This is a genomic window from Pseudomonas sp. EB271-G4-1 (assembly GCF_058791355.1).
The window spans coordinates 46,327-70,460 of the sequence record NZ_JBYTEO010000020.1; the positions used below are offsets into that span (position 1 = coordinate 46,327).

The following is a 24,134-nucleotide window of genomic DNA, read 5'->3' on the forward strand; positions in this document are numbered from 1 at the left end:
AGGTACGCAGCCCTTTTGTGCGGAAACAGACAGCCATGGACAATACAATTGTTCTGGATTGTCACGAGTGGCCGTACTTGCAGTTTTGCCGGGCGAGTGACATAAAACCCTGAAATCCGGACAGCCGACCAGCTGCGATAACGCTTATACCGTTTGCGAATTATCATTATTCCAACGCGTCAAACCAGAAGCCTATGAACGATATCGCCAGCTCTCCCGATTCACCGTCCGACCAACCGCGCCTGATTGTCTTCCTCGCCTACCCCGAAATGGGCCTGCTCGACCTGACCGGCGCACAAACCGTGTTCTGGGCGGCCTCGCGCTACCTCAACAGCAGCAATCTGCCCGGCTACACCCTGCAGACCGCCAGCCTGAACGGCGGCCTGATCCACACCGCAGAGGGCCTGGCCGTCGACACCGTGCCCTTGAGCACCTTCGATGACCAGACGATCGACACGCTGATCGTTCCCGGTGCCCCGGCGATTATCCTGGCGATGAACAACACCCTGGGCCTGGTCGACTGGCTCAAACAGGCGTCCACCAAAGCCAGGCGCACCGCGTCGGTGTGCAGCGGTACGTTCCTGCTGGCCGAGGCCGGATTGCTCGAAGGTCGGCGCGCCGCCACCCATTGGGCGATGTGCGGCCTGCTCAAGGAGCGCCATCCATCCATCGAAGTCGACAATGATGCGATCTTCGTCCAGCAAGGTTCAGTCTGGACTTCTGCCGGGGTCAGCGCCGGAATCGACCTGGCACTGGCGTTGGTCGAAGAAGATTGCGGAAGAGAACTGGCACTGCTGACGGCGCGGGAAATGGTGGTGTTCCTCAAGCGCCCCGGTGGCCAGGCCCAGTACAGCCAGTTGCTGCAATCGCAAACCAGCGAAGGTGCGGCCTTCGACGACTTGCATTTGTGGATCACGCAGAACCTGTCTGGCGCCAACCTCACCGTCGAGACACTCGCCCAACAGGTTCAAATGAGCCCGCGCAACTTTGCCCGGGTCTACAAACTCAAGACCGGCCGCACGCCGGCCAAGGCCGTGGAAGTGCTGCGCGTGGAAGCTGCGCGACGCTTGCTGGAGGATTCGGAGCGCAACATCGATCAGATTTCCCGGTTGTGCGGCTTCGGGGATGAAGAGCGCATGCGCCTGACCTTCCAACGCAACCTCGGGGTTTCGCCGCGGGATTATCGCAACCGGTTTTCGCGCTGAAAACCTGCCAGGGGAACTCCTGACGACCGCCATGCATCCTAAAGGGTGAGAGACTTCCTTTTTGCTTCACGTCTTCAGAGGACACCGTCATGCGCCGTCTGATTATCATTTCTTCCCTTTTGCTGTGCTTACCTGTCGGCTCCGCGATGGCCGATGTGGATGCAAAGGATGTCGCCACGTCGGCCGGGGTTTCCGCCTCGCTGTATTCGACGTTCAAGGATGACAAACTGATGATTCCCGCCCGGGATGACGCCTCCAGCTTCGTGGCCAGTGGCGGCGCGATTCGTGGCGTTTATCTGGAGCAGGTACTGCAGCGGATTCGCCAACAGCATCCTGACCTCAACAGCGCCAGCGACGAAGACCTGGCTCGCGCAATTCTTGTCCAGGAAGGCGTTCCGGCTGGCCAGTAATGTCAGTAATGATCTATGTAGCGCGGTGTTGTTGATGGCCCCATCGCGGACTTGCCCGCGATGGGGACCAAAAGAGCACAGTCAAGCTATCGATAACGCGCTGCTGCCGTGGAATTGCCGAACAGCCCGGACAGCACTTGGCGCTGCGCTTCGTAGCGATCCCACTGCTCCCCGTCGTGTAATCCCGGAATGGTCACCACTTCCCCCTTCTCCAGCCCCACCAGTGCGGCATCGACCATTTCTTCGGCGGACATCACAATCTCCTGCGGCAAATTCTCCACCGGGTTGCCGGCCTCGCTCCAGAAGTCGGTGGCGGTCGCGCCTGGCAGCACGGCCTGGATACGAATGCCTTTATCCGCCAGTTCCCGGTGCATCGATTGGCTCAGGCCCAGGACAAATGCCTTGGTCCCGCCATACACACCATTGAGGATTTCCGGGGCGATGGCGACGATCGACGAAATGTTGATCACGGTCCCGGCACCGCGTTCGACGAAGCCCGGTATCGTCGCATAGGCCAGGCGTGTCAGCGCGGTGATGTTGAGGCTGATCATGTCTTCCATGTCATCCACGGGGCTGCCGAGCAACGGCATGACCGCGCCAACTCCAGCGTTGTTGACCAACAACGTGATGCTCGCGTCACTTCGCAGTATCTGTTCGACCCGCAACAAGTCGGCCTTGTCTTTCAGATCCGCGGCGACCACTTCCACATTACGGCCGGTCTGGTCGCTCAGCCGGTTGGCCAGCGTGATGAGTTTTGCCTGACTGCGCGCGACCAGGATCAGGTCGTAACCCTGCCGGGCGAGACGGTCGGCATACACCGCGCCGATGCCCGAAGAGGCGCCAGTGACCAGTGCAGTGCCTTTGGAGGAGAGAGCCATGTTCATTTTCCTTCACAGTGAGGCGAGACAATCGCCAGTCAGGAACTGTTATAAAGGGACTCGTGTCCGTCGCAAATGACGTTTAACCTACGTTTTTAGGACATCTGTTTTGAGGATTGGGCGATGATCAGCGTGGCGTTTGTGGTGTTCGAGGGTTTCCAGTCCATGGCGCTGGCTGCCATGCCGGTATTCGAATATGCCAATTTCAGTGCTGGGCAAGCCCTGTATGACGTGCGTGTACTGTCCGAAGACGGCCGCACCTTGCGCGCTTCTGGTGGCTTGAATGTTGGCACCGAGGCGTTCGACGAGCGGGTGTTCGATACGGTGATCGTGGTGGGCGGCGACACCATCCTCGAGCAGGCGCCCGAGGGTGTACTCGACTACGTGCGTGCCAGTGCCAGGACCGCCCGCCGTACCGCGTCGATTTGCTCTGGAGCCTTTGTCATGGCCCAGGCCGGATTGCTTGAGGGCCGGCGGGCTACCACGCATTGGGCTTATGCACGGCAACTGCAAGAACGCTTTCCATCGATCAAGGTTGAACCCGATCGAATCTACGTGATCGACGGCGCGATCTGGACCTCCGCCGGCATGACCGCCGGCATCGACCTGGCGCTGGCCATGGTCGAAAAGGATCACGGCGCCGAACTCGCACGTGCCGTAGCGCAGAAACTGGTGATGTACCACCGCCGTGCCGGCGGGCAATCACAGCACTCGGCGCTGCTGGAACTGGCGCCGAAATCCGACCGCATCCAGACCGTCCTCGCCTACGCTCGGGAGCACCTGGCGCAGACCTTATCGGTGGAACAACTGGCGCAAGTGGCGAGCCTCAGCTCGCGGCAATTCAGCCGTGCGTTCCGTACCGAAACCGGTCAGTCGCCCGCCAAGGCCATCGAGAACCTGCGCCTGGAGGCGGCACGGCAGATGCTTGAGGGTGGTCGCCTGACACTCGAGCAGATTGCCTTGGAAAGCGGGTTTATCGATCCTCGGCGCATGCGCGAAGCATTCCTTCGAACATTCGGGCAACCACCGCAGGTGATCAGGCGCAATGCGCGATCAGCGGCACAATGATGATCGTTCCCCTGCTCCGCGTGGGAACGGTCGGCGCTACACTGGGAGTGTCGGGGGTATTGCCTATGAAAATCTCGGCCAAACTGGCGTTTTTCGCCATCGTCTCCACCCTCGCCTACCTCTTGCTGGCAATTTGGGGGCTGGGCGGCTTCGCGGCGTTTTTTTCCCATACCGCCTTGGTGGTGGTTGCCCTGGCGACGCTGGTCATGGCCATCGCTTCGCTGTTTACCGAGGTCAACCTGAGTTCCGGTGAGCGCGAGGACAGGGCCAATCGCTGGGTACTGCCAGCGTTCGGAGTGATCGGGTTATTGAGTGGGTTTTTCCCGGCCTACACCGACCGCATCGACTTCTGGACCTTCGGTGGCGAAGGCGTGCGTTGGCTCGGGGCGCTGCTCTTCATCATCGGCGGCGTGCTGCGAATGTGGCCGGTGTTCGTGCTCGGCAAACGCTTCAGTGGGCTGGTGGCGATCCAGCCTGGCCATCGCCTGGTGACCGACGGGATTTATCGTCGCTTGCGCAACCCCAGTTACCTGGGGATGTTGGTGATTGCCGTGGGCTGGGCGCTGGCGTTTCGTTCGGGGGTCGGGTTGCTGCTGGCCGCGCTGACCGTGATTCCGCTGATCGCGCGGATTCATGCCGAGGAAGCATTGTTACGGGCGCAATTTGGCAGTGAATATGAGGCTTATTGCGCCCGGAGCTGGCGATTGATTCCGAAACTCTACTGAGACACACCCCCCACTGTGGGAGCGAGCCTGCTCGCGAAAGCGCAGTGCCAGGCAACGTTTATGTCGGCTGGAAGTCAGCGTTCGCGAGCAGGCTCGCTCCCACAGTGGATCGTGCGAAGTCGAATCACGCCGTGGGCGTCTAGGCGAGCAACGACCTCGTCATAACTTGCCAACGTGGCGTGTGCGGTCACAATCGGCTGCTCATGTGTCGCCGTGACAATCAGTAAATCCGCCCCCGCCGCCTCGGCTGCGAGAATGCCTACCGTTGCATCTTCGAAAACCAGGCAATCCGATATTTCTACACCCAGCCGCTGCGCAGCCAATCGATAACCGGCCGGGTCAGGTTTGCCAGCGGCGACATCTTCGGCAGTGACCAGCACAGCCGGCTCCGGAATCCCTGCGGCTGCCATCCGCCGCAACGCGAGCGCCCTCGGGGCGGAGGTCACGATGGCCCATTGATCGGCTGGCAAAGACTGGAGAAAGCGCGCCGCGCCCGCCACTTCTTCAACACCCCCGACATCCTCGATTTCCGCTTCGGTGATCCACGCCGCTTCGGCCTGGGCATCGACTCCGGGCAATGCCAGGCGATTGATGGTGTCGATGGCGCGGGCACCGTGAATGGTCGGCAGGAAGGTCTCGACATCGACGCCGTGACGCACGGCCCAAGCAGCCCAGACGCGCTCGGCGGCGGCAATTGACGTAAGGATGGTACCGTCCATGTCGAACAGGAAGGCACGGTAAGGAACGTTCAAGACGGATTCGGGAGCAGACAAAGGGTCCTTCCTATCTCAAGGATCTGATGGGATGCCCCGAGAAATGTACACGATCGAACGAACTGTCGCAGGCCGCGATTTTCAAGATCGAGAGATCGTCCGAACGCGGCCCGAGGCTGTGGCAGCTCCTACAGCGGACGGCGTGATTTCAGTGCGCCGTCCACGCAATCAAGCAATTGACCCACCGCCCAGGGTTTCTTGATAAACGAGACATTATGCCGGACCCCGGAAGTTGCAGGGGTTTCGAAGCCGGACATGATCATGATCGGTTTGTCCGGCCAACGATCTCCGAACAGATTGGCCAGGTCCGCGCCGTTGAGCGTTCCCGGCATGGTGATGTCCGTGAGAAGCATCCCGACTTCGGGTGCGTGGCTCTGCAAATACTCCGATGCGGCGTCCGCGCTGGTTTGCGCTTGCACTACATAGCCTTCCTCTTGAAGAATTTCGCAAAGAAACTCCAGGATCAGCGGGTCGTCCTCAACCACCAGAATCAACCCGCCATGAAGCTGTCCGCCCGCTGTCGATTCTCGACTCATGACCTTGCCGCTCCCTGATCACACCAGTTTATATGCGGGCTTGAAATCCGCTACCTACAGGTATGAGCGGCAGTCTCTGCGGAAATTCATTTTTGATACAAACAGACGACGAAATCGGTGTTTGCAAGACGTTTACCGGGACATCGGGTCTTTTTTCATAGCGTCCTTGGACATGGCGTCTTTCTTCATGCTGTCCTTGCTCATGGCATCCTTGGACATGGTGTCCTTGCTCATCGTGTCCTTGGCCATCGAATCCTTTTTCATGACGTCCTTATGCATGGCGTCCTTGGACATCGAGTCTTTGCTCATGCTGTCCTTGCTCATCGTATCGCCAGCAAAAACACTGGCAGCGCCGATGGCCAGGCACATGGACAGAACAACAGTGGTCAACTTTTTCATGGTGAAACTCCTTGATGCATGGGGTGTGGACGGGGGAATTGCCGGGGTTGCGTCAGCTGCCACCGAACCAGTTGTAGCCCTGGTCTTCCCAGTAGCCGCCGCTGTAGGTGTTGCTGACGAAAATCGCCTGGATGTGCTTGGGATTCTTGTAGCCGAGCTTGGTGGGCATGCGCAGTTTCATCGGGAAGCCGTATTCGCGCGGTAGCACAGCGCCATCATAGGTCAGCGTCAACAGGGTTTGCGCATGCAGTGCGGTGGCCATGTCGATGCTGGTGTAGTAATCGTCGGCGCACTTGAAACCGACGTATTTGGCGTCTGTATCGGCCCCGACCCGTTTCAGGAAATCGCTGAAGCGCACACCGCCCCAACGACCGATCGCGCTCCAGCCTTCGACGCAGATATGCCGGGTGATCTGCTCGGTTTGCGCCATGGCGCGCAACTCTTCGAGCCGCCAGGTGCGCTTGTCCGCCACCAGGCCGGTGACCTCCAGCCGATAGCTCTCCTCCTCCACCGTCGGCGCTTCATCGATGCCGTAGAAGGCATTGAACGGAAATGGCCGGGTGATCATCGACGCCGGGTAGGTCGGCGCCATGGCATTGGGGTTGAACAGCCAGCCTTGCACCCGGTCGTTGAAGCGCGACATGGCGGACAACGCGGTCTCGACGCTGTCGTTGTCGGTGAGGTTGCAACCGGACAACATGGCCACGCCGCCGAGTGTCAGGCCACGCAGCAGGAACGAGCGGCGCGAGCGGTCTTCGATCTGCGGGGCGAGGATTTTACGGGCGTCGGTCAGGATGGATGACTCATCCAGCCCGGCGTCTTGAATGGGCTTTTTCATATGGGCTCCTTGCGACCGACAATCATGGCCAACAGTGTTTTGGGAACCAGTGCCACCATCACCAGGTGGACCGCGACGAACGCCACCAACAGTGCCATCGCGATGAAATGTACATGGCGCGCACCTTCGTAGCCCCAGAGCAATTCACGCAACAGCGGGAACTGCACCGACTTCCACAGCACCAGCCCGGAGATCACCAGCAGCGTGATATCGACCATCACGAACAGGTACGCCAGCCGTTGCACCTGGTTGTAATGATTCAGGTCGGCATGTCCCAGCTTGCCGCGCAACGCGGCCCAGAAGTCATGCAGCACGCCTTTGGGCGAGACCGGGAAAAAGCGCCGCTTCAGGCGCCCGCTGAACAGGTTGCAGGCCAGGTAGACGAGGCCGTTGACGGCCAGGAACCACATCGCCGCGAAGTGCCATTGCAGGGCGCCGCCCAGCCAACCGCCGAGGGTGATGCCTTTGGGAAAACTGAAATCGTAAAGCGGGGAAGCGTTGTAGATGCGCCAACCACTGGTGACCATGACCAACACGGCGAGTGCGTTGAGCCAGTGGGTCAGGCGCAGCCAGCGCGGATGAGATGAAACAGGTGGGCACGGCATGGTCGGCTCCCGACGGTTGATCGATGGAGCAATTATGTGAGCCGACAGATCGCCAAATCCTCACGTAAAGTTAAATTAATCGTGATAACTGCGCAGGTAATGCGCCAAGTGTTTTCTCCGCCCATTACCCTCGCCATCAGATCAGGACGCCGTGCTGCAACATTAGGTGAGGTGGGCCAGGCATTCTTCTCCAAGGCCCATCCACACATCGCCCAAATAACTTACTTACAGCCGGGTAACGAGTTTAATGTATTTTTGATACTTTCAATTTCATGCTCTACAAAACGATCCCTGCTAGCCACACGCCCCTCCAAGACATTAAGTATGCTCTGCGCCTTTTCAGTACTTCTGTTACTCGGCCATTCTTCATGAGAAAAACCGGTTGTCGGAGCCGAAATATTGTTTTCTGTGCCTGGGTTGAGCTGCCCCCTCATATTTGATATTTCCCGGGTGACTTCAGATGTAATTGAAGACCGGCTAGATGAACGACTTAACGTTCCAGGAGAGTTTATACCGGAGTCAAAACTTGTAGTGCTATCGTATCGCCCCCTGGTTAACTCACCCGTTTTTTTAGACAATTGCACGCTACGCCAGCTATCTTCTTGTTCCTGTTTACGATTTGCATGATTCAACTTTGCCTTATCGGTTTCAGAGAGCGCAATTCCATTAAGTTGTCTGGACCATTCAGCGCCCCTGTCTGCGCGGTTTTTTTCATACTTCTCCTGTTTCTCCGCTTGACTCTGCCTTAGCATATTTTGTCGTTCCCTTTCTTCCTGAACACGTTCATTCAAGAAATTTTTATAATCTCGGGCACCTGCATCAACCGAATACTTCTTCAGTTCAGCAGCCCCCTGATAAACTCTTCTTTTTACCCGCTCTTTTTCGGCACCTCTAACAGCGATATCAGAATTATCAGCTGCAATTTTTACTCTTCGCTGATCAGCAGTACCTATCAGCAAATTGATTGCCGCAGTGGCATGCACCTCTTTATTAATATCGGCAAATATGTTAACAGTCTCGACTTTAACATCGAATATTCTTAGATAATCAGGAGGAAGAATATTCCGCGCTGCTTGTTCACCCATCGTCCCAGCGCGCACACAATTAGCTAGTGACTGCATCAAGCTATCTTTTATTTGCGCAGGCACCTGTGCTGCGCCCTGGGATGGAAAGCGAGTATTAAAATAATAGCCCGGAATCTTTAACAGTTCACTTGACTGATTAAAAACCTCAGAATTTATTGCTGTGGCTTGTACCGCAGGCGAGGCCTTTGCAAGCAGACTAGTAAACTCCAGCATGCGTCCAATTTGTATTGCCTTGATTTGCCCACCTGAATTCAAAGCAATGTTCAACTTTTTTTGTAATTCGGCGCTAGATGAACCAACAGTACCTGCAGGGTTACTCCCCGGTGCAGTGGGAGGGATGATTGCATTGGCCGAACCGGATGGCCTGTCTGGCTTTGTCTCATCCTCGCTATCACTGTCAGATGTTGCCCCAGATCGGATTGCTCCCGATAACGCGCCAGCGACCGCACCGGCTCCGCCTTTGTCTGGACCGTCTTCACCGGGTTTCTTGTCAAGAGCGTTGGCAATGGGAGCGCAAACTTCTTCTTGTGTAATGTGTTGTGCCGGCCCGCCGCCTTTCAAACCCGGATTTCCTGGCAATTGAGGCCGACCGTTTTTCGCCTGAATCTTATTAAAGATACTCAAATCGTTGCCATCCGAATCCGAATCCGAATCCGAGTCGGTATCGGCATCACTCGAATTGGAGTAACACTCTTTCAAACGACGCTCCTCTGCCTCCGAGATCTGTATATACGCATTTAGCGTCTTCGTTTCAACTTCAGTCAACTCATCATGATCCTTAAATAGCTCCTCAGGAAGTATGCGCTTAACCGCTTCAGTTAAATTTCCAAAACGACGCTCAGCGATCGGTTTATAATGACCGCTGCCATTAGTCCAGAGCTTTAGCTGTCCATCTTCAAACAAAAAATCTCCCGCATAAAGTACATCCTTACCTTGGGCTAGCGAGCTGTGGCCTTCAACATAGTAGGGGTTATGATGTCGATATTCATTTAGCTCTCCTTTCGAATTCTGTTGGCCATTGTTCATACCACAATAAATACGATCAGGTTCATCTGGAAGGATGACATATGAGAAAACACCTTTCAGGTTGTACCTTCTTCCATTATCCTTGCGGACTAGCTCATATTTATCTTCGTCATTTTTCGTCACATAAAATATTTGACCGGACACCGCTTCTTTTTCCACATGAAAATCAGGAATTTGCGGTATCGGCACCATAAGCTCTGTCAAAATGCTCTCATCACGAAACTTAACTTTAAGCGCAGGACTCTTATCAAATAATTTCTCAATGACAGTCTCTTTGAGTGGATACCTATAGCCCGCCCCCTTGAGTTTATCCAAACCGGACGCTATGTAGGTTATGAATGTATTTTTACGCTTCTCGAATGGATTCACCTTGCCCAAATTCGGATTGATATGTTTATCGAACCCTAGGGTATAGGCTCTAATAGCCGCAAATTCTTCCTGAGAAATAATAGGCGCCACCCCTGACTCCTGATACAACTTGTTAATCTCTTCGGGACTACCCACCATCTTTTCAGCTTCAATTCCCCCTAGGTTAAAATCACGAAACATCTCGTAGAACAAACCTGTCAACATTGGCGAAACCGATGCGTCAACTGGTTCTAAATTTGTAGTAGGCGGCTGTACAAAACGTCCATATAGCGGCACTTCTTGATTACCAGTTCTTGAAGTATCATCGGTTCCTTGTGGTGAAGAGGTGGGAGTTGAGTCGGTAGAAAATAGTTTGTCACTCCACAACTTCGGATCCTGTTCCCACGGAGCGGAAACTGTTTTATTATTTTTATAAAACTTGACAGAATCGCCCAATTGCGCTCTGCATCGATACAAATGTCGCAACTCCTCAGCCGTTATTCCGCCTGCTTTTAAATCCTTATTACCAACCACACTTCCCATCTCAATATCATCCAGAAAAATGTGCAGGTAGGCTGTTGGCCCACCGCCACTTTTTTGCTGAACAAACTCATCAATCATACTTTTACTTTTATTAGAAAAGAGATAGGTGGCAGACTCGTGAATCCGTCGCCACGCCTCTCCTCCAGAAAACTTTCCCTGAATTTTTTCTGTTTCGAGCAGGCCGAATGCGTGGGCGTAACGAGGATGCCTGCTTAAATCTGAAAATAATTCATCCAAGCTTTTATCTGAAAGTTCGGAACAATCTTTATTAGTACCTCCGCCCTCTTTGCCTTTCTCTTCCAGCTCAACAATATAATCAAAAACTCCAGAAACAAATGCTATAACACCCTCCACGGAGGCAGTGGATGTTACATCCGACAAAGCAGTTTTGTCAGCTTTGATATTTTCACTTCCAACCGTTTCATCCCTGCCTGATTTCTTACGTCGTTGTTCTTCCTTCACGACGATAACCAGCGTGTCCTCCACATCAAGTATCGTATCTGGCTTGTCGTTTACCTTTGAGACTGGCGTGCCTTCAAAATCATAGGCTTCAGGCTGTTCGGCCATTATGTTAAACGCGACCCTCAGGTTTTCCAGCAGACGGGCTGGCGTCCATGCGGGATGTTCCTTGCTGGTAACCGAAGGCAGACCTAATATACGATCCCCTTTGGCTTCAGAAAAAGAAGAGCAAAAATTTTCTTCCGGCACTGCTTTCGTAGAGACTGTTTCGTTAGTTTTAGCTTGAACACTTTGAATGTTTGCGGAGCTGGAAGAACTGCGAGAAGGGAACATGCTATTTATTTCCACCGTCAATTTATGCAGATTTTTTAATGCCGCGAACTGGTTTGTTACGCAGTTTGAACTCCCCCTCAATGACAGCAACTCTGTTATTGTATCTAAATATTTGATACCGCCACCTATTTTTACCTTTATGAAAAGTCAAGCAATATCAATCAGCCTGAAGTTGTGGGTTGCCGCACCATAGGACCCCACGTTGATTACGCACCCATCCATTCGCCACAATTTTGGTTAAAATACCGCCCCCTCAAATCGCCGACCCGACCCGATGAATTCAGAAGCGCTGACCACCCTCCACGACCATCTACTGACTGCCCTGGCAACGGCACCTGCGGAAACCCGCCGCCTGTTCCACGGCCGCGGCCGCTGCTGGCCAGGGCTGGAGCAAGTGACCGTCGACTGGTTGCAGGGCGTAGTGCTGGTGTCGCTGTTCAAGGAGCCGGAAGCGGCGCAGTTGGAGGCGTTGAAAGCTCTGCTGCTGCAGATCACCCAGTCAGCGACATGGACGCAATCCGGCGCCCACACCCTGCTGCTGCAACACCGCTACCTGCTGCAAAGCACTACCGAATGGTTGCTCGGGGAAGAAATCGACGAGCTGACGATTGTCGAAGGCGGCTTGAAGTACCGGGTGGACCTGGGGCGTAAACAGAACACCGGGCTTTTCTTCGACATGCGCTACGGCCGCGATTGGGTGCGCGCCAATGCCCAGGGCAAGCGCGTGTTGAACCTGTTCGCCTACACCTGCGGTTTCTCGGTGGCGGCCATCGAGGGCGGCGCGACCCACGTGGTCAACCTGGACATGTCCAGCCCGGCCCTGAGCCGCGGGCGTGACAATCACCGGCTCAACGGGCATGACCTGGGCAAGGTAACTTTTCTCGGCCACGACCTCTTCAAGTCTTGGGGCAAGGTGATCGGTAAGGGTCCGTATGACCTGGTGATCATCGACCCGCCGTCGTTCCAGAAAGGCAGCTTCCTGCTGACCAAGGACTACCAGCGGGTACTGCGTCGCCTGCCGGAACTGCTCAGCCCCGAGGGCACGGTGCTCGCGTGCATGAACGACCCGGCCTTCGGTGCGGACTTCCTAATCGATGGCGTCACCCGTGAAGCCCCGAGCCTGCGGTTCGAGCAGCGCCTGGACAATCCGCCGGAGTTTCCGGATGCCGATATCGAGTGTGGGTTGAAGGCGTTGGTGTTTACCCTGGCGGATTGAGCACCAAAGCAAACAACTCCCCATGCCCGTTCACGTTGAGCTTGTGATAGAGATTGCGCCGATGCACCTTCACCGTCTCCGGGGAAATTCCCATCCGCTGGGCGATGGCCTTGCTGGAGAAACCCTGGAGAATCAGGCGTGCGGTTTCGATTTCGCGCACCGACAAACGTGCATCGAAGCGATCGAGCAAGGCCGCCAGGTCCCCGGCTACGGCTTCGACCGTCGGGCCTTCCGGCGGTAGCAATTGCAGGTGCCGACGCATCGCCGCCAGCACCCAGTCGCGTACGCACAGCAGGCGTCCCTGCTCTTGCAGCGTGAAGCGTGTCGCACGTCCCAGGGACAAACCGAGGACGGCGCCGTCGACGTTGACCATGAACTGCAGTTCGTCCCCGCCTACCACCGTGCGAAAGTAGCTCAGGTAGTACTCGCTTTGCTGAAACTGGTCCGGCGCCACCGAGTCGAGGCTGTGCAAGCCATCGGCGATGCCGGCGCAGACGGCCAGGTAAAACGGATCGAGCAGGTACATGCCGGCGCTGTAGTCCGCCAGTTCTTCATGCTCATCTCCGCTACCCCTGGAGTCGAAATCGATCAGCAGGCGCGGCACCCGTCCCGGTCGCATCACCGCGACCAAGGCGTTGTCCAGCGGCACCAGCAAGCGCAGGGTGTCGACCAGCGCACGCCAGAATGCGTCCTGGCCCAACACGCCAAATACCCGCGCCAATCCCTGGTGCAGCGGTAACTCTTTCAACAACGCGTCCACGCACTACCCCTTTTGAGTAACCCATCATGGGAATGGGTAACGGCCACCCCGGTCGATACGCTGCAAGCTCCTGATCATCACCGGCCTGCAGCAGGCCAGGAGTGCCGCATCATGAGTGGTCACCGCTCGTATTTCAATCTGGGGCTGGGCGCCTGTCTGGTGGCTTCGCTATCAGCGGTTGCTGCCGATGGCCCTACCGTGCACGTGTACAACTGGTACGACTACATCGGCCCCAATACCCTGCATGACTTCAAGCGGGACACCGGTATCCAGCCGGTCTACGACACCTTCGACAGTGCCGAAGTCCTCGAAGGCAAACTGCTCACCAGCCGCAGCGGCTACGACGTCGTCGTGGCCAGCAACTTCAGCCTGCCAACCCTGATCAAGGCGGGCGCGCTCGCCCCTCTGCCCCGCGCCGAGATGCCCGATTTCAACAATATGGACACCGATCTGCTGGCGAAACTGGCCAACAACGATCCGGGCAACCAGTACGCCGTGCCGTATCTGTGGGGCACCAACGGCATCGGCTATAACGTGGACAAAGTGCGCGCCATGCTGGGCGACAAGGCGCCGGTGGATTCCTGGGACCTGGTGTTCAAGGAAGAGAACCTGGCCAAACTTGGCGAATGCGGGGTGGCGATGCTCGACTCGCCCGCGGAAATGCTGCCGGTCGCCCTGCACTACCTGGGCCTGCCGCCCAACAGCACTAACCCTGAAGACTACAAAAAGGCAGAAGCGCTGCTGCTCAAGCTGCGGCCACATATCGCCTACTTCAATTCGTCGAAGTTCATCAGTGATCTGTCCAACGGCAACATCTGCGTGGCAGTGGGTTGGTCCGGCGCCATGCTCGAAGCCAAGGCCACCGCCGAGCAGGCCGGCAACGGCGTGAAGATCGCCTACAGCTTGCCCAAGGAAGGCGCACCGGTGTGGTTCGACACGCTGGTGTTGCTCAAGGACGCACCGCATCCGCAACAAGGCCTGGCCTTCATCGACTACCTGATGCGCGCCGAGGTCATCGCCCCGGTCAGTAATCACCTCAACTACCCCAACGGCAACCGTAACGCGACAGCGCTGGTGGCCGAAGCGACGCGGACCAACCCGGCTGTTTATCCGTCGGCCGAAGCCATGGCCACGTTGTTCACCCTGCAACCCTTGCCGCCGGCCACCGAGCGTGTGCGCACGCGGATCTGGAGCAAGGTCAAGAACGGCCAGTAGCTGCACCACCGCCAATCCCTTGTGGGAGCGAGCCTGCTCGCGAAAGCGGAGTGTCAGTCGACATCAACCTTGCCTGATGCACCGCATTCGCGAGCAGGCTCGCTCCCACAGGTTCCGCGCCCGAACGATTACCTTTTTGTCATTACCTTGAAGATGAGAACCCCCATGAAACCACGTGCCCGCGATCTCAACATCCAGTTTGGCCAGCTGCAGCCCGGTCCCCTCAACGCGATCACCGACGTACCTGGCGTGCGGGTCGGTCATAGCGATGTACGCGGTCGCTCCGCCAAGGGCCGCGATATCGTCACCGGGGTGACCGTGATCGAACCCCGTGCCGGTTCCACCAGCCAGCAACCGTGTTTTGCCGGGGTCCATGTGCTCAATGGCAACGGCGATGCCACGGGCCTTGAGTGGATTCGCGAAGCGGGTCTGTTGACCAGCCCGATCGCCTTTACCAACACCCATAGCCTGGGCGTGGTGCGCGATGCCTTGATCGTGCTGGACCGTGAGCAGCAACCTGACGACGGGCGGCTCTACTGGAACATGCCGGTGGTGCTGGAGACCTACGACGGCTTGCTCAATGACATCAACGGCTTCCACGTGAAGCCCGAGCATGTCGCCCAAGCCCTGCACGCGGCGGTCGGCGGCCCTGTGGCCGAAGGCAATGTCGGCGGTGGCAGCGGCATGATCTGCCACGAGTTCAAGGGCGGCATCGGCACCGCTTCGCGACGCTTGAGCAGTGCCCAGGGTGGCTGGACGGTGGGCGCGATCGTCCAGGCCAACCATGGCATTCGCAATGAGTTGCGCGTCGATGGCTACCCGGTCGGGCGCTACATGGAACAGGTCGACTCACCCTTTCTCAAGGCTGCACTGCCGCACCCGGGCATGGGCTCGATCGTGGTGTGCCTGGCCACCGACGCGCCCTTGCTGCCGCACCAATGCACCCGCCTGGCCCAACGCGCCAGCCTCGGCCTGGCCCGCACCGGTGGCGGCAATGAAGACCACAGCGGCGACATCTTCATCGCGTTCGCCACCGGCAACCAGCATGTGCCGCCAGCGGCTTACGAGAGTAAAAAAGCGCCAACCTGCGATAACCTGAGCATGGTCAATAACGATCACATCAGCGAATTGTTCCTGGCGGCCACCGAGGTTGTCGAAGAAGCCATCATCAACGCCTTGCTCGCAGCCGAAACGACGGAAGGTAACGGCCATGCGGTGCCGGGGCTGGATGCCGAAACGCTGCTCGAGGCCCTGAACCAGGCCGGTTGGCCCGGGAAGCACAATCGCAGAAGCTGACACTTGTGGGGGGATTCGACTAGTGGTACTTGAGACCGCCCCCCCATCTTCCTACGATGGAGTTGCGCAATCGCTTGCTTGTCCAAGCCGTTGCGTAGGTGGTGAGTGCACTGAACCCCTATCAAGCTCACCGCCTGCTTCATGCGCATCTTGAGCCTCAAGGGCTCTACTTCTCCCCATCAAAGAGCTTTGAGGCTCTTTTTTAACTGCGCGAAAACCACACCTGAAAAAGCCCGGCACCTGGCCGGGCTTTGTGCATTCTTATACCCATCGCAGATCCCCCTGTTGGAGCGAGCATGCTCGCGAAAAACCTGAGCTCGCCGCGGGGTGTCAGTCTTATAGCGTTATCGTTAACGACCATCGCGACGGTGCGACGATTCGACATGCTCGCGCCTACAAGTTAAACGCGTTTTTCCAATCGCTCGCGGACAAACTCGTTGGCCTTGCGCGTCAGCTGGTCCAGATGCCGGTCACGTTGTTTCTCAGCATCGAGCATCGCCCGCTTGCCGTGCTTTTGCAGCAGATAGGTGTGAATCTGCCGCACCTCCAGTGAGCTATAGATGGGCGCCACATCCAGCAGCGCCCTCAAGCCGTCGCTGCCATGATCACGGGTGTTCATCAGCACCTGGGTGGCTCGCACGCCCACCACCTCGAAGCCAATCGACTCGAAGTACGGCACCTTCGCCACTGCGCACGCCAGTTCGGCATGCGGGTAACGACCGACCATCTCGCGCAGCATCCTGCGCGCAATCCCTTGTCGCCGATGACCGGCATCCACCGCCATATAGGCCACGCTGCACGCGTCGGGATCATCCTTGACCGGCAGGTACAACAGGAACCCTGTGACCTTGTCCGGATCGTCCAGGTCCGTGGCGACGATCAACTCCACCTCAATGCCTTTCGTCCCGTTCAAGGCCTCCAGATACAGATGCACTTCGTAGCCGATCGCGTACTGGTAGACGTTGTACAACAGGTTGCTCGGCGCAATGGCGACCATGCTGATGTCGGTCAGGTTGTCGACCACCATCTGCAGGATCTGACTGTTGACCGACTCAGGGCACGGGGTTTTGTAGTGGGTGATCTGGGGCATTGCGGGGATTGACTCCGGGGAATGGTCGCGACTGCCTATCATAGCGTGCCGGGCCGCGTTACTCGCCTGTCTTGATCGATTCATGAGCCACACGCATAACTCTACCGTTGAAAACCGCTAAAACTTTTCCCTGATCGCGCAGGTCAGTCAATGGATGAGGGCTGTAATCGCCAATCAACCATAGGAAACGCACCGATGCTCGACGTCATGACGATTTCCCGACGAGAACTCCTGATCGTGGGCGTGGTAACCGCAGCGGCCGTGATCCTGCCTCCGTTCATTTCTGCACAGGCATCGGCCGCCAACGCGGCGCACCCGGTCAAGACCAAACTGTCGATCTGGGTGAACGGTGCTCGGCAGGAAATGGAGTTTGACACCCGCACCACCCTGCTCGACCTGTTGCGCGAACACCTGCAGCTCACCGGCTCCAAGAAAGGTTGCGACCACGGCCAATGCGGCGCCTGCACGGTCATTGTCGACGGCCGGCGCATCAATTCCTGCCTGACCCTGGCGGTAATGCACGAAGGCGCGAAAGTCACCACTATCGAGGGGCTCGGAACGCCGGACAAGCTGCATCCGATGCAGGCGGCTTTCATCAAGCACGACGGCTATCAATGCGGCTATTGCACGCCGGGGCAAATCTGCTCGGCAGTCGCGGTGCTGGGTGAAATCCGCGATGGCATTCCCAGCCACGCCAGCCCGAATCTCACCGAACCACCCAGGCTGATCGCCAGCGAACTCCAGGAACGCATGAGCGGCAACATCTGCCGCTGCGGTGCGTACTCAAACATCATCGAGGCGATCACCGAAGTCGCGGAGGCCAGCGCATGAGACCTTTTAACTATCTGCGTGCGCAGTCGCCGGCCGAAGCCGCGTCGCTCTCTGCGCAGGTCCATGGCTCGCGATTCATTGCGGGCGGCACCAACCTGTTGGACCTGATGAAACTGGACATCGAGACGCCGACGCAACTGATCGACGTCAACCATCTGGCACTGGATCGCATCGAAGCCACGCCCGAAGGTGGCTTGAGAATCGGTGCGCTGGTCAGGAACACCGACCTGGCCGCCGACCCGCGCATCAGGAAAGATTACGCGGTACTCGCGCGCGCCCTGCTCGCTGGCGCCTCGGGCCAGCTGCGCAACATGGCCACGACCGCTGGCAACCTGCTGCAACGCACCCGCTGCCCGTACTTCTACGACACCCATCAGGCCTGCAACAAGCGCCAGCCCGGCAGTGGCTGCGCCGCCATTGGCGGATTCAGTCGGCAACTGGGCATCATCGGTGTCAGCGATGCCTGCATTGCCACCCATCCCAGCGACATGGCCGTGGCCATGCGCGCACTCGATGCCCAGGTTGAAACGGTTCGACCCGATGGCACGACACGCGTCATTGCCATCACCGACCTGCATCGATTGCCCGGTAATACGCCGAACATCGAAACCGCCCTGGCGCCCCACGAGCTGATTACCGCCGTGACGTTGCCGCCGCCAATTGGCGGCACGCACATTTACCAGAAAGTCCGGGACCGCGCCTCTTACGCATTCGCCCTGGTCTCGGTAGCCGCGGTGATCCAGAAGGACAGCTCCGGCCGCGTGGCCCTGGGCGGCGTCGCGCCCAAGCCGTGGCGTGTGGAGAGCGCTGAAACAGCGATGGCCAAAGGCGCAAAAGCGCTCTCGGAACAACTACTGGCCGGCGCCACCCCCACCCATGAAAACGCCTTCAAACTGACACTGGTCGAGCGCATGCTCGCTTCGGTGATGGCGCAAGCGAGGGCCCAGGCATCAAATTCGACACCCCGGCCACCACCAACCCCATCGACCAAGGCAAGGTCATCGGCCAGCCCACCCCGCGCATCGAAGGGCCGCTGAAAACCACTGGCCAAGCGCCCTACGCCTACGAACACCATGACGCCGTGCCGAACCAGGCCTATGGCGTGGTGGTCGGTTCAGGCATTGCCAAGGGGCGCATCGCTACGATGAACCTTGCGCCCGCCGAGTCGGCGCCCGGGGTGATCGCCATCGTCACCGCCGCCAATGCCGGCAAGCTCGGCCAGGGCAAATACAACACCGCCAGGTTGCTCGGCGGGCCAGAGATCCAGCACTACCACCAGGCCGTGGCCCTGGTGGTCGCCGAACCTTCGAACAGGCCCGCGCCGCCGCAGAACGGCTGGAGATTACCTACACAAGCACAGACGGTGCATTCGATCTGGCCAGCTCACGCGGCTCAGCGGTGGAACCCAAGGAGCAGATGGAAGACACCCTGCATGGGGATTTTGAAACGGCGTTCGCGGCGGCACCGGTGCAACTGGACGCCACCTACACCACGCCTGACCAGGCCCACGCGATGATGGAACCCATGGCCTCGATGGCCGCCTGGGACGGCGACCGCCTGACCCTGTGGACTTCGAACCAGATGATTGACTGGTCGGTCGCCGACCTGGCGACCACCCTGGGCATACCGAAGAAAAATGTGCGTCTGATCTCGCCGTACATCGGCGGCGGGTTCGGCGGCAAACTGTTTATCCGCGCCGACGCGCTCCTGGCAGCCCTGGGGGCGCGCATGGCCGGCAGACCGGTCAAAGTGGCGCTGGCGCGGCCGCTGATCTTCAACAATTGCACCCACCGCCCGGCGACCATCCAACGCATCCGCATTGGTGCCGGCAGCGACGGCAAGATCACCGCCATGGCCCACGAAGGCTGGTCCGGTGACTTGCCAGGCGGCAAGGTGGAACTTGCCGCGCAACCGAGCAAACTGCTGTACGCCGGGGAAAATCGTCGCGTGACCATGCGCCTGTCGACACTCGACCTGCCCGAAGGCAACGCCATGCGCGCACCGGGTGAAACGCCGGGCATGATGGCGCTGGAAATTGCCATGGACGAAATGGCCGAGAAGCTGAAACTCGACCCCGTGGAATTTCGCATTCTCAATGACACCCAGGTCGATCCAACGAAACCGGATCGGCCCTTTTCCCAGCGCCACCTGGTCGAATGCCTGCGCACCGGTGCCGAGCGTTTTGGCTGGGGCCAACGGCACACGCAACCGGCCACCCAGCGCGAAGGTCGCTGGCTGATCGGCATGGGGGTGGCCGTGGCCTTTCGCAATAACCTGCTGGTGAAGTCCGGTGCTCGAGTCCGTCTGAATGATCAGGGAATCGTCACCGTGGAAACCGACATGACCGATATCGGCACCGGCAGCTACACGATCATTGCCCAGACAGCGGCGGAAATGCTGGGCGTCAGCCTGGATAACGTGGTCGTGCGCCTGGGCGACTCGAGCTTTCCCGTTTCGGCGGGCTCCGGTGGGCAGTTTGGCGGCAACTGCTCGACGGCGGGGGTGTATGCCGCCTGCGTCAAGCTGCGTGAGGCCGTTGCGCAACGCCTGGGGGTGAAGGTCAACGAAGCGCAATTCGCCGATGGCGAAGTGCGCGCGGGTGGTAAAAGCGTGCCGTTGCGCGATGCGGCGAAGTCGGGCGAACTCGTCGCCGAAGACAGCATTGAATTCGGCGAGCTGAGCAAGCAGTACCAGCAATCGACCTTCGGCGCGCACTTCGTTGAAGTCGCGGTCGACAGCGCCACCGGGGAAACCCGCGTGCGCCGAATGCTGGCGGTGTGCGCGGCCGGGCGCATTCTCAACCCGACGTCGGCCCGCAGCCAGGTGATCGGCGCGATGACCATGGGCGTCGGCGCGGCGCTGATGGAGGACCTGGTGGTGGACAAACGCCTGGGCTTTTTCGTCAATCATGACCTGGCCGGGTACGAGGTGCCGGTGCACGCCGACATCCCCCACCAGGAGGTGATTTTCCTCGATGAGACCGACCCGATGTCCTCGCCGATGAAAGCCAAGGGGGTTGGCGAACTGGGTATTTGCGGGGTCAGTGCCGCCATCGCCAACGCGGTGTACAACGCCACGGGAATTCGAGTGCGCGACTACCCGATCACGCTGGACAAGCTGCTGGATAAGCTGCCTCCGATGATTTAAGCGCCGGTATCGGAGAATGGCTGACCGATCTACGCTTCGCGTGGGAGCCTGCGGTGCCGCAGGCCTTCAGCAGAATCGACAGGACTTTGAGCCCAATGCGGCGTTTGGAACAGTCGCTGGCCAAGGTAGGGCGAGCGATGCCTGAGGTCACTTTTTCGAGCGTGTCCTGCAACCGCGCGAGACCTTTCCCGAAGCCACCCATTTCCATCAGGTTTGCGATGGCCGCATGCAAATTTATTGACGGCTGCGCCAATGCGTTTTTCTTTCCGGGGCAGTACTACGACTATCGCTGGCCACTGTCGGTGTCGTTGGCCAACACGTTGATGGTCACCGGCTGGCCGTTGTTGCTAGCGGCGCTTCCAGGATTGGCCACCGGTTTCTGGTTCCGGCCTTCCCGATACCGAGCCCGACCGCAACCGTACGTTCGGCCTTCGGGCAGACGGTTACGGTGCCGACAGTGGAGCACTGAAGCGCTTGGCGCCCGGACCATGCAAGGTGGACCGGGCGCCACGCAACCGCACCATCAACAGATCTTGTTCACGGGTTTGTAGGCCCCCGCCAGATAGACATCCACGTGATTTTTCGGCCGATAATTGCTGACTGTGATCACCCGTTGCTGCACGGTGTCATCGATGCATTCCTGGCCAAAACATGTCTTGCCGATCGGCCGGAAATAGCGCGCGTTCAACAGTCGGTAGGTGCCCCCCAGGAAGTCCTGATAGGAGTCGGTGATCTCCGGAAGCGCGTTCGGCGGCCGGGGGATTTTTTTCGGATTGAGCTCCAGTCCGCACTCCATCGCCTTGTTCGCCATCCAGCGCAAGGGTATATCCGACAGCGAGTTATCGGCATAACCGCCACCCACGTTGGCATGCGCGCCACAGAACCAGACCTGCTCCATCACTTGATTGGGCTTGGCAATCGGGTCCCATAAGGTGCATTCGTAGTTGGCCCGATGCTCGTCGATGGCGACGGCATGGAAGGCATTGCGCACAATCCCGCTTAGCTCGGTGTCGTGAAACTCGTAGTACTTGTGGTTGAACCACTCGGCCGATTTGAACGGCACGCCCAAGGCGCCGACCGTGTCCCAGACACCCAGGAAATGGATATCGATTTCCCGGGAATAATTCTGGCGAAAGAACTGGGCGTTTTCCGTATCCGCGCTCGAATCGCGGGTGCGGTACAAGGTATAGGCCTCATCAATGCGATCGATGTGCTTTTTCGTCAGCAAGCCGACGTTGCGGATCAGCCCCACCAGGCTACGCGCGGAATAGGCACCGCGACTGAAGCCGAAAATGAACACCTGGTCGCCCTCCTCGTACAGCTTGGCCAGGGCGACATAACCTTCCTTGATTTTCTTCGACAGCCCCACTCCGAAGGCCCCGCCTTCGAGCTTGTCGTACCAGTCGGTGCCCACGCCGGCGACATAGATTTTCTTCTGCGGCGTGCCGTCCTTGTGGCTGGGGAGGATCGCGTCATGCAGCTTGACCACATTGGTGCTGGCGTCGCCATCGATCTCCGGAGCCTGATCAGGCAGGTTCCAGGTGCCGTCGAATGCGACGATGATTTTCTTTGGCATATTCATCTCCCGTCACTGTTCACTACCCCTGCACGCTCGCTAGCGCTGTGGCGCGACCATGCGAAACTGGATATTGATTTCGTTGGAAACAAAACTGTCGGCCCACTCACCTTCCCCGATCTTGAAGTCATTGCGCTTGAGCGTCAGCTCGCCGACGAAGATCCCGACACCGCCCTCGGCCTTGAGCAGAACCGGCACATCCACCTTGCGCGTCAGGCCTCGCAGCGTCAGATTGCCGGTAATCAGGTAGCGGTCTTTGCCGAAATCCTTGATGCGCGTTGATTCGAAGGTCGCCTGCGGATAGCGCTCGGTGTCGAACCAGGCAGGCTTTAGCAGCTCGGTATTGGCGTCTTCACTACCGGCGTCGATGCTGGTCAGATCGATGGTCAGATGGGCGTGAGCTGCCTCGGGGCGGGCGGTATCGAAATCAAGGGTGCCGACAAATTCCTTGAATGTGCCAAAGGCTCGCGTTCCCATCTGGTTGTAGGTGAACCTGATAGTACTGGCCTTGGCATTCACATCCGAGTATTCAACAGCGCCACCCTGCGCAGGAACGCCCAACGCAAGCAGGGCAACCAGGGACGAAAAACGCAGGAATCGAGAGTTCATGGAACACTCCGGGCCGGGGCGCCCTCATGGGCAAGTGTCGAACACACGCAAGCCAGCAACAGGAGGACTAAAGCAAAGAACGACCGTTTATTCCACTGGCCGCACCGATTTGCGACCACTCGTCCCTACATTCCCCACGCCCGTTGCAACAACCCGATGACCTCGGCATCCGACGTCTGGGAAAAATCCATGTACCAATGCCCGATCGACATGAACCAGTCGGGTATGATCGGGCAGATCAACTCATCCACTTCACGGCGCAACGCCTGGACCGTTTCAACCGGCCCCACTGGCACCGCCACCACGATGCGCGCCGGCGCCTGCACACGCACCGCTTGCACTGCCGCCAACATCGAGGCCCCTGTCGCCAACCCGTCGTCGATCAGAATTACCACCTGGTCCTTGAGTTGCACCGGCGCCCGCGTGCCTCGGTAAACCTGCTCGCGACGCAACAGCTCCCGGGTTTCCCGGGCGACCACGGCCTCGAACGCGGCCTTATCAATGGGGTGAGCCCGCAACGCCTGTTCATTACGAATTTCGATACCGCCACTGGCAATGGCGCCCATGGCGTACTCCGGGCGGGACGGAACACCCAGCTTGCGCACCAGCATCAGGTCCAGGCGCACGCCGAGCGCCGTGGCCACTTCATAGGCCACCGGCACCCCGCCCCGCGGCAAGGCCAAAACGATTACATCGGCGCGATGGGCATAGGGGAGCAACGGCTCCACCAGGCGTCGACCGGCGTCGATGCGGTCCCGCAGGATGGATTGCGATGACTGATTCATTTGAAAACCTCCCCGGGCGATCAACACCTGTCGGTTCGCATCACATCATCAATTGTCGGTTCGACGGTGACTGGCAGCAAGCTCGAACACGAGGACAATGCTCAACCGCAATTCCTTGTGGGAGCGAGCCTGCTCGCGAAGACGGCCTGACAGCCGATCCATCTCTCACGGCTGCACCGATCCACTGTAGGAGCCAGGCTTGCCGGCGAAGGCGCCCTCACACCCAACCCATCTCTCACGGCTGCACCGATCCACTGTAGGAGCCAGGCTTGCCGGCGAAGGCGGCCTCACAGCCAACCCATCTCTCACGGCTGCACCGATCCACTGTAGGAGCCAGGCTTGCCGGCGAAGGCGGCCTCACAGCCAACCCATCTCTCA

21 protein-coding genes and 1 pseudogene are annotated in these 24,134 nt (G+C 58.5%); 10 read left to right on the plus strand and 12 right to left on the minus strand.

Features of this window, described 5'->3' with window-relative positions; all coding sequences use genetic code 11:
• Nucleotides 1-194 precede the first annotated feature (194 nt).
• The gene (locus AC3WWR_RS12160) at nt 195-1,205 is read left to right on the plus strand and encodes a GlxA family transcriptional regulator (protein WP_168758497.1); all 1,011 of its coding nucleotides are present in this window, start codon (nt 195-197) and stop codon (nt 1,203-1,205) included.
• A gap of 89 nt (nt 1,206-1,294) precedes the next feature.
• A complete protein-coding gene (locus tag AC3WWR_RS12165; RefSeq protein WP_033044188.1) occupies nt 1,295-1,615 on the plus strand; it encodes a DUF2388 domain-containing protein in 321 nt (106 codons plus the stop codon).
• Between the two features lie 86 nt (nt 1,616-1,701).
• Here the strand turns inward: AC3WWR_RS12165 and AC3WWR_RS12170 are convergent, their stop codons facing one another.
• The gene (locus AC3WWR_RS12170) at nt 1,702-2,493 is read right to left on the minus strand and encodes an SDR family NAD(P)-dependent oxidoreductase (protein ID WP_033044187.1); all 792 of its coding nucleotides are present in this window, start codon (nt 2,491-2,493) and stop codon (nt 1,702-1,704) included.
• 123 nt (nt 2,494-2,616) lie between these two features.
• Between AC3WWR_RS12170 and AC3WWR_RS12175 the strand changes: the two genes are divergently transcribed.
• Both AC3WWR_RS12175 and AC3WWR_RS12180 read left to right on the plus strand, forming a co-directional pair.
• The gene (locus AC3WWR_RS12175) at nt 2,617-3,561 is read left to right on the plus strand and encodes a GlxA family transcriptional regulator (RefSeq protein WP_020796752.1); all 945 of its coding nucleotides are present in this window, start codon (nt 2,617-2,619) and stop codon (nt 3,559-3,561) included.
• 65 nt (nt 3,562-3,626) lie between these two features.
• Nucleotides 3,627-4,286: a methyltransferase family protein gene (locus AC3WWR_RS12180; RefSeq protein ID WP_020796753.1), complete on the plus strand. Its 660-nt coding sequence runs from the start codon at nt 3,627-3,629 to the stop codon at nt 4,284-4,286.
• A gap of 74 nt (nt 4,287-4,360) precedes the next feature.
• On the opposite strand, the gene AC3WWR_RS12185 is transcribed toward AC3WWR_RS12180, so the two are convergent.
• The 6 genes from AC3WWR_RS12185 to AC3WWR_RS12210 form a co-directional block, all read right to left on the minus strand.
• On the minus strand, nt 4,361-5,059 hold the full coding sequence (locus AC3WWR_RS12185) for an HAD-IA family hydrolase (protein WP_033044182.1): 699 nt from the start codon (nt 5,057-5,059) through the stop codon (nt 4,361-4,363).
• Nucleotides 5,060-5,187: 128 nt separating this feature from the next.
• On the minus strand, nt 5,188-5,595 hold the full coding sequence (locus tag AC3WWR_RS12190; protein WP_020796755.1) for a response regulator: 408 nt from the start codon (nt 5,593-5,595) through the stop codon (nt 5,188-5,190).
• A gap of 132 nt (nt 5,596-5,727) precedes the next feature.
• Nucleotides 5,728-5,994 carry a pentapeptide MXKDX repeat protein gene (locus AC3WWR_RS12195; protein WP_020796756.1) on the minus strand — a complete coding sequence of 89 codons (267 nt, stop codon included), beginning with the start codon at nt 5,992-5,994 and terminating at the stop codon, nt 5,728-5,730.
• Nucleotides 5,995-6,046: 52 nt separating this feature from the next.
• Nucleotides 6,047-6,832 (minus strand): molybdopterin-dependent oxidoreductase, encoded by a 786-nt coding sequence (locus tag AC3WWR_RS12200; protein WP_033044181.1) that lies wholly within the window; start codon nt 6,830-6,832, stop codon nt 6,047-6,049.
• Complete coding sequence (locus AC3WWR_RS12205) at nt 6,829-7,437, minus strand: cytochrome b/b6 domain-containing protein (protein WP_033044180.1); 609 nt, start codon at nt 7,435-7,437, stop codon at nt 6,829-6,831. The genes AC3WWR_RS12200 and AC3WWR_RS12205 overlap by 4 nt, the downstream gene beginning before the upstream one ends.
• Before the next feature lie 221 nt (nt 7,438-7,658).
• Nucleotides 7,659-11,231: a hypothetical protein gene (locus AC3WWR_RS12210; RefSeq protein ID WP_492598724.1), complete on the minus strand. Its 3,573-nt coding sequence runs from the start codon at nt 11,229-11,231 to the stop codon at nt 7,659-7,661.
• A 274-nt stretch (nt 11,232-11,505) separates the two neighbouring features.
• On the opposite strand from AC3WWR_RS12210, the gene AC3WWR_RS12215 reads away from it, so the two are divergent.
• Nucleotides 11,506-12,447 carry a class I SAM-dependent methyltransferase gene (locus AC3WWR_RS12215; RefSeq protein WP_020796760.1) on the plus strand — a complete coding sequence of 314 codons (942 nt, stop codon included), beginning with the start codon at nt 11,506-11,508 and terminating at the stop codon, nt 12,445-12,447.
• Here AC3WWR_RS12215 and AC3WWR_RS12220 read toward each other — a convergent pair.
• Nucleotides 12,431-13,207 (minus strand): helix-turn-helix transcriptional regulator, encoded by a 777-nt coding sequence (locus tag AC3WWR_RS12220; RefSeq protein WP_020796761.1) that lies wholly within the window; start codon nt 13,205-13,207, stop codon nt 12,431-12,433. The two genes, AC3WWR_RS12215 and AC3WWR_RS12220, sit on opposite strands and share 17 nt — an antisense overlap.
• Nucleotides 13,208-13,318: 111 nt before the next feature.
• Here AC3WWR_RS12220 and AC3WWR_RS12225 point away from each other — a divergent pair, with 111 nt between their 5' ends.
• Nucleotides 13,319-14,422, plus strand: coding sequence for an extracellular solute-binding protein (locus AC3WWR_RS12225; RefSeq protein WP_020796762.1), 1,104 nt, complete (start codon nt 13,319-13,321; stop codon nt 14,420-14,422).
• Between the two features lie 165 nt (nt 14,423-14,587).
• Nucleotides 14,588-15,718 (plus strand): DmpA family aminopeptidase, encoded by a 1,131-nt coding sequence (locus AC3WWR_RS12230; RefSeq protein ID WP_083349337.1) that lies wholly within the window; start codon nt 14,588-14,590, stop codon nt 15,716-15,718.
• A gap of 400 nt (nt 15,719-16,118) precedes the next feature.
• Here AC3WWR_RS12230 and AC3WWR_RS12235 read toward each other — a convergent pair whose 3' ends face one another.
• Nucleotides 16,119-16,808 carry a GNAT family N-acetyltransferase gene (locus tag AC3WWR_RS12235; RefSeq protein WP_151142707.1) on the minus strand — a complete coding sequence of 230 codons (690 nt, stop codon included), beginning with the start codon at nt 16,806-16,808 and terminating at the stop codon, nt 16,119-16,121.
• Nucleotides 16,809-17,015: 207 nt separating this feature from the next.
• On the opposite strand from AC3WWR_RS12235, the gene paoA reads away from it, so the two are divergent.
• The 3 genes and pseudogenes from paoA to paoC all read left to right on the plus strand — a co-directional run bounded on the left by paoA (nt 17,016) and on the right by paoC (nt 20,786).
• Nucleotides 17,016-17,639: an aldehyde dehydrogenase iron-sulfur subunit PaoA gene (gene paoA / locus AC3WWR_RS12240; RefSeq protein WP_083350171.1), complete on the plus strand. Its 624-nt coding sequence runs from the start codon at nt 17,016-17,018 to the stop codon at nt 17,637-17,639.
• Entirely contained in the window at nt 17,636-18,676 is a 1,041-nt protein-coding gene (locus AC3WWR_RS12245) for an FAD binding domain-containing protein (RefSeq protein ID WP_151142709.1), read from the plus strand. Before paoA ends, AC3WWR_RS12245 begins: the two co-directional genes overlap by 4 nt.
• Nucleotides 18,589-20,786, plus strand: a pseudogene (gene paoC / locus AC3WWR_RS12250) (aldehyde oxidoreductase molybdenum-binding subunit PaoC). The gene AC3WWR_RS12245 and the pseudogene paoC overlap by 88 nt, the downstream one beginning before the upstream one ends.
• Before the next feature lie 523 nt (nt 20,787-21,309).
• On the opposite strand, the gene AC3WWR_RS12255 reads toward paoC, so the two are convergent.
• From AC3WWR_RS12255 to AC3WWR_RS12265, 3 genes are all read right to left on the minus strand, one after another.
• Nucleotides 21,310-22,362: a T6SS phospholipase effector Tle1-like catalytic domain-containing protein gene (locus AC3WWR_RS12255; protein ID WP_020796769.1), complete on the minus strand. Its 1,053-nt coding sequence runs from the start codon at nt 22,360-22,362 to the stop codon at nt 21,310-21,312.
• Nucleotides 22,363-22,401: 39 nt separating this feature from the next.
• A complete protein-coding gene (locus AC3WWR_RS12260; protein ID WP_020796770.1) occupies nt 22,402-22,971 on the minus strand; it encodes a YceI family protein in 570 nt (189 codons plus the stop codon).
• 125 nt (nt 22,972-23,096) lie between these two features.
• On the minus strand, nt 23,097-23,756 hold the full coding sequence (locus AC3WWR_RS12265; protein WP_083349341.1) for a phosphoribosyltransferase: 660 nt from the start codon (nt 23,754-23,756) through the stop codon (nt 23,097-23,099).
• Between the last annotated feature and the right edge of the window lie 378 nt (nt 23,757-24,134).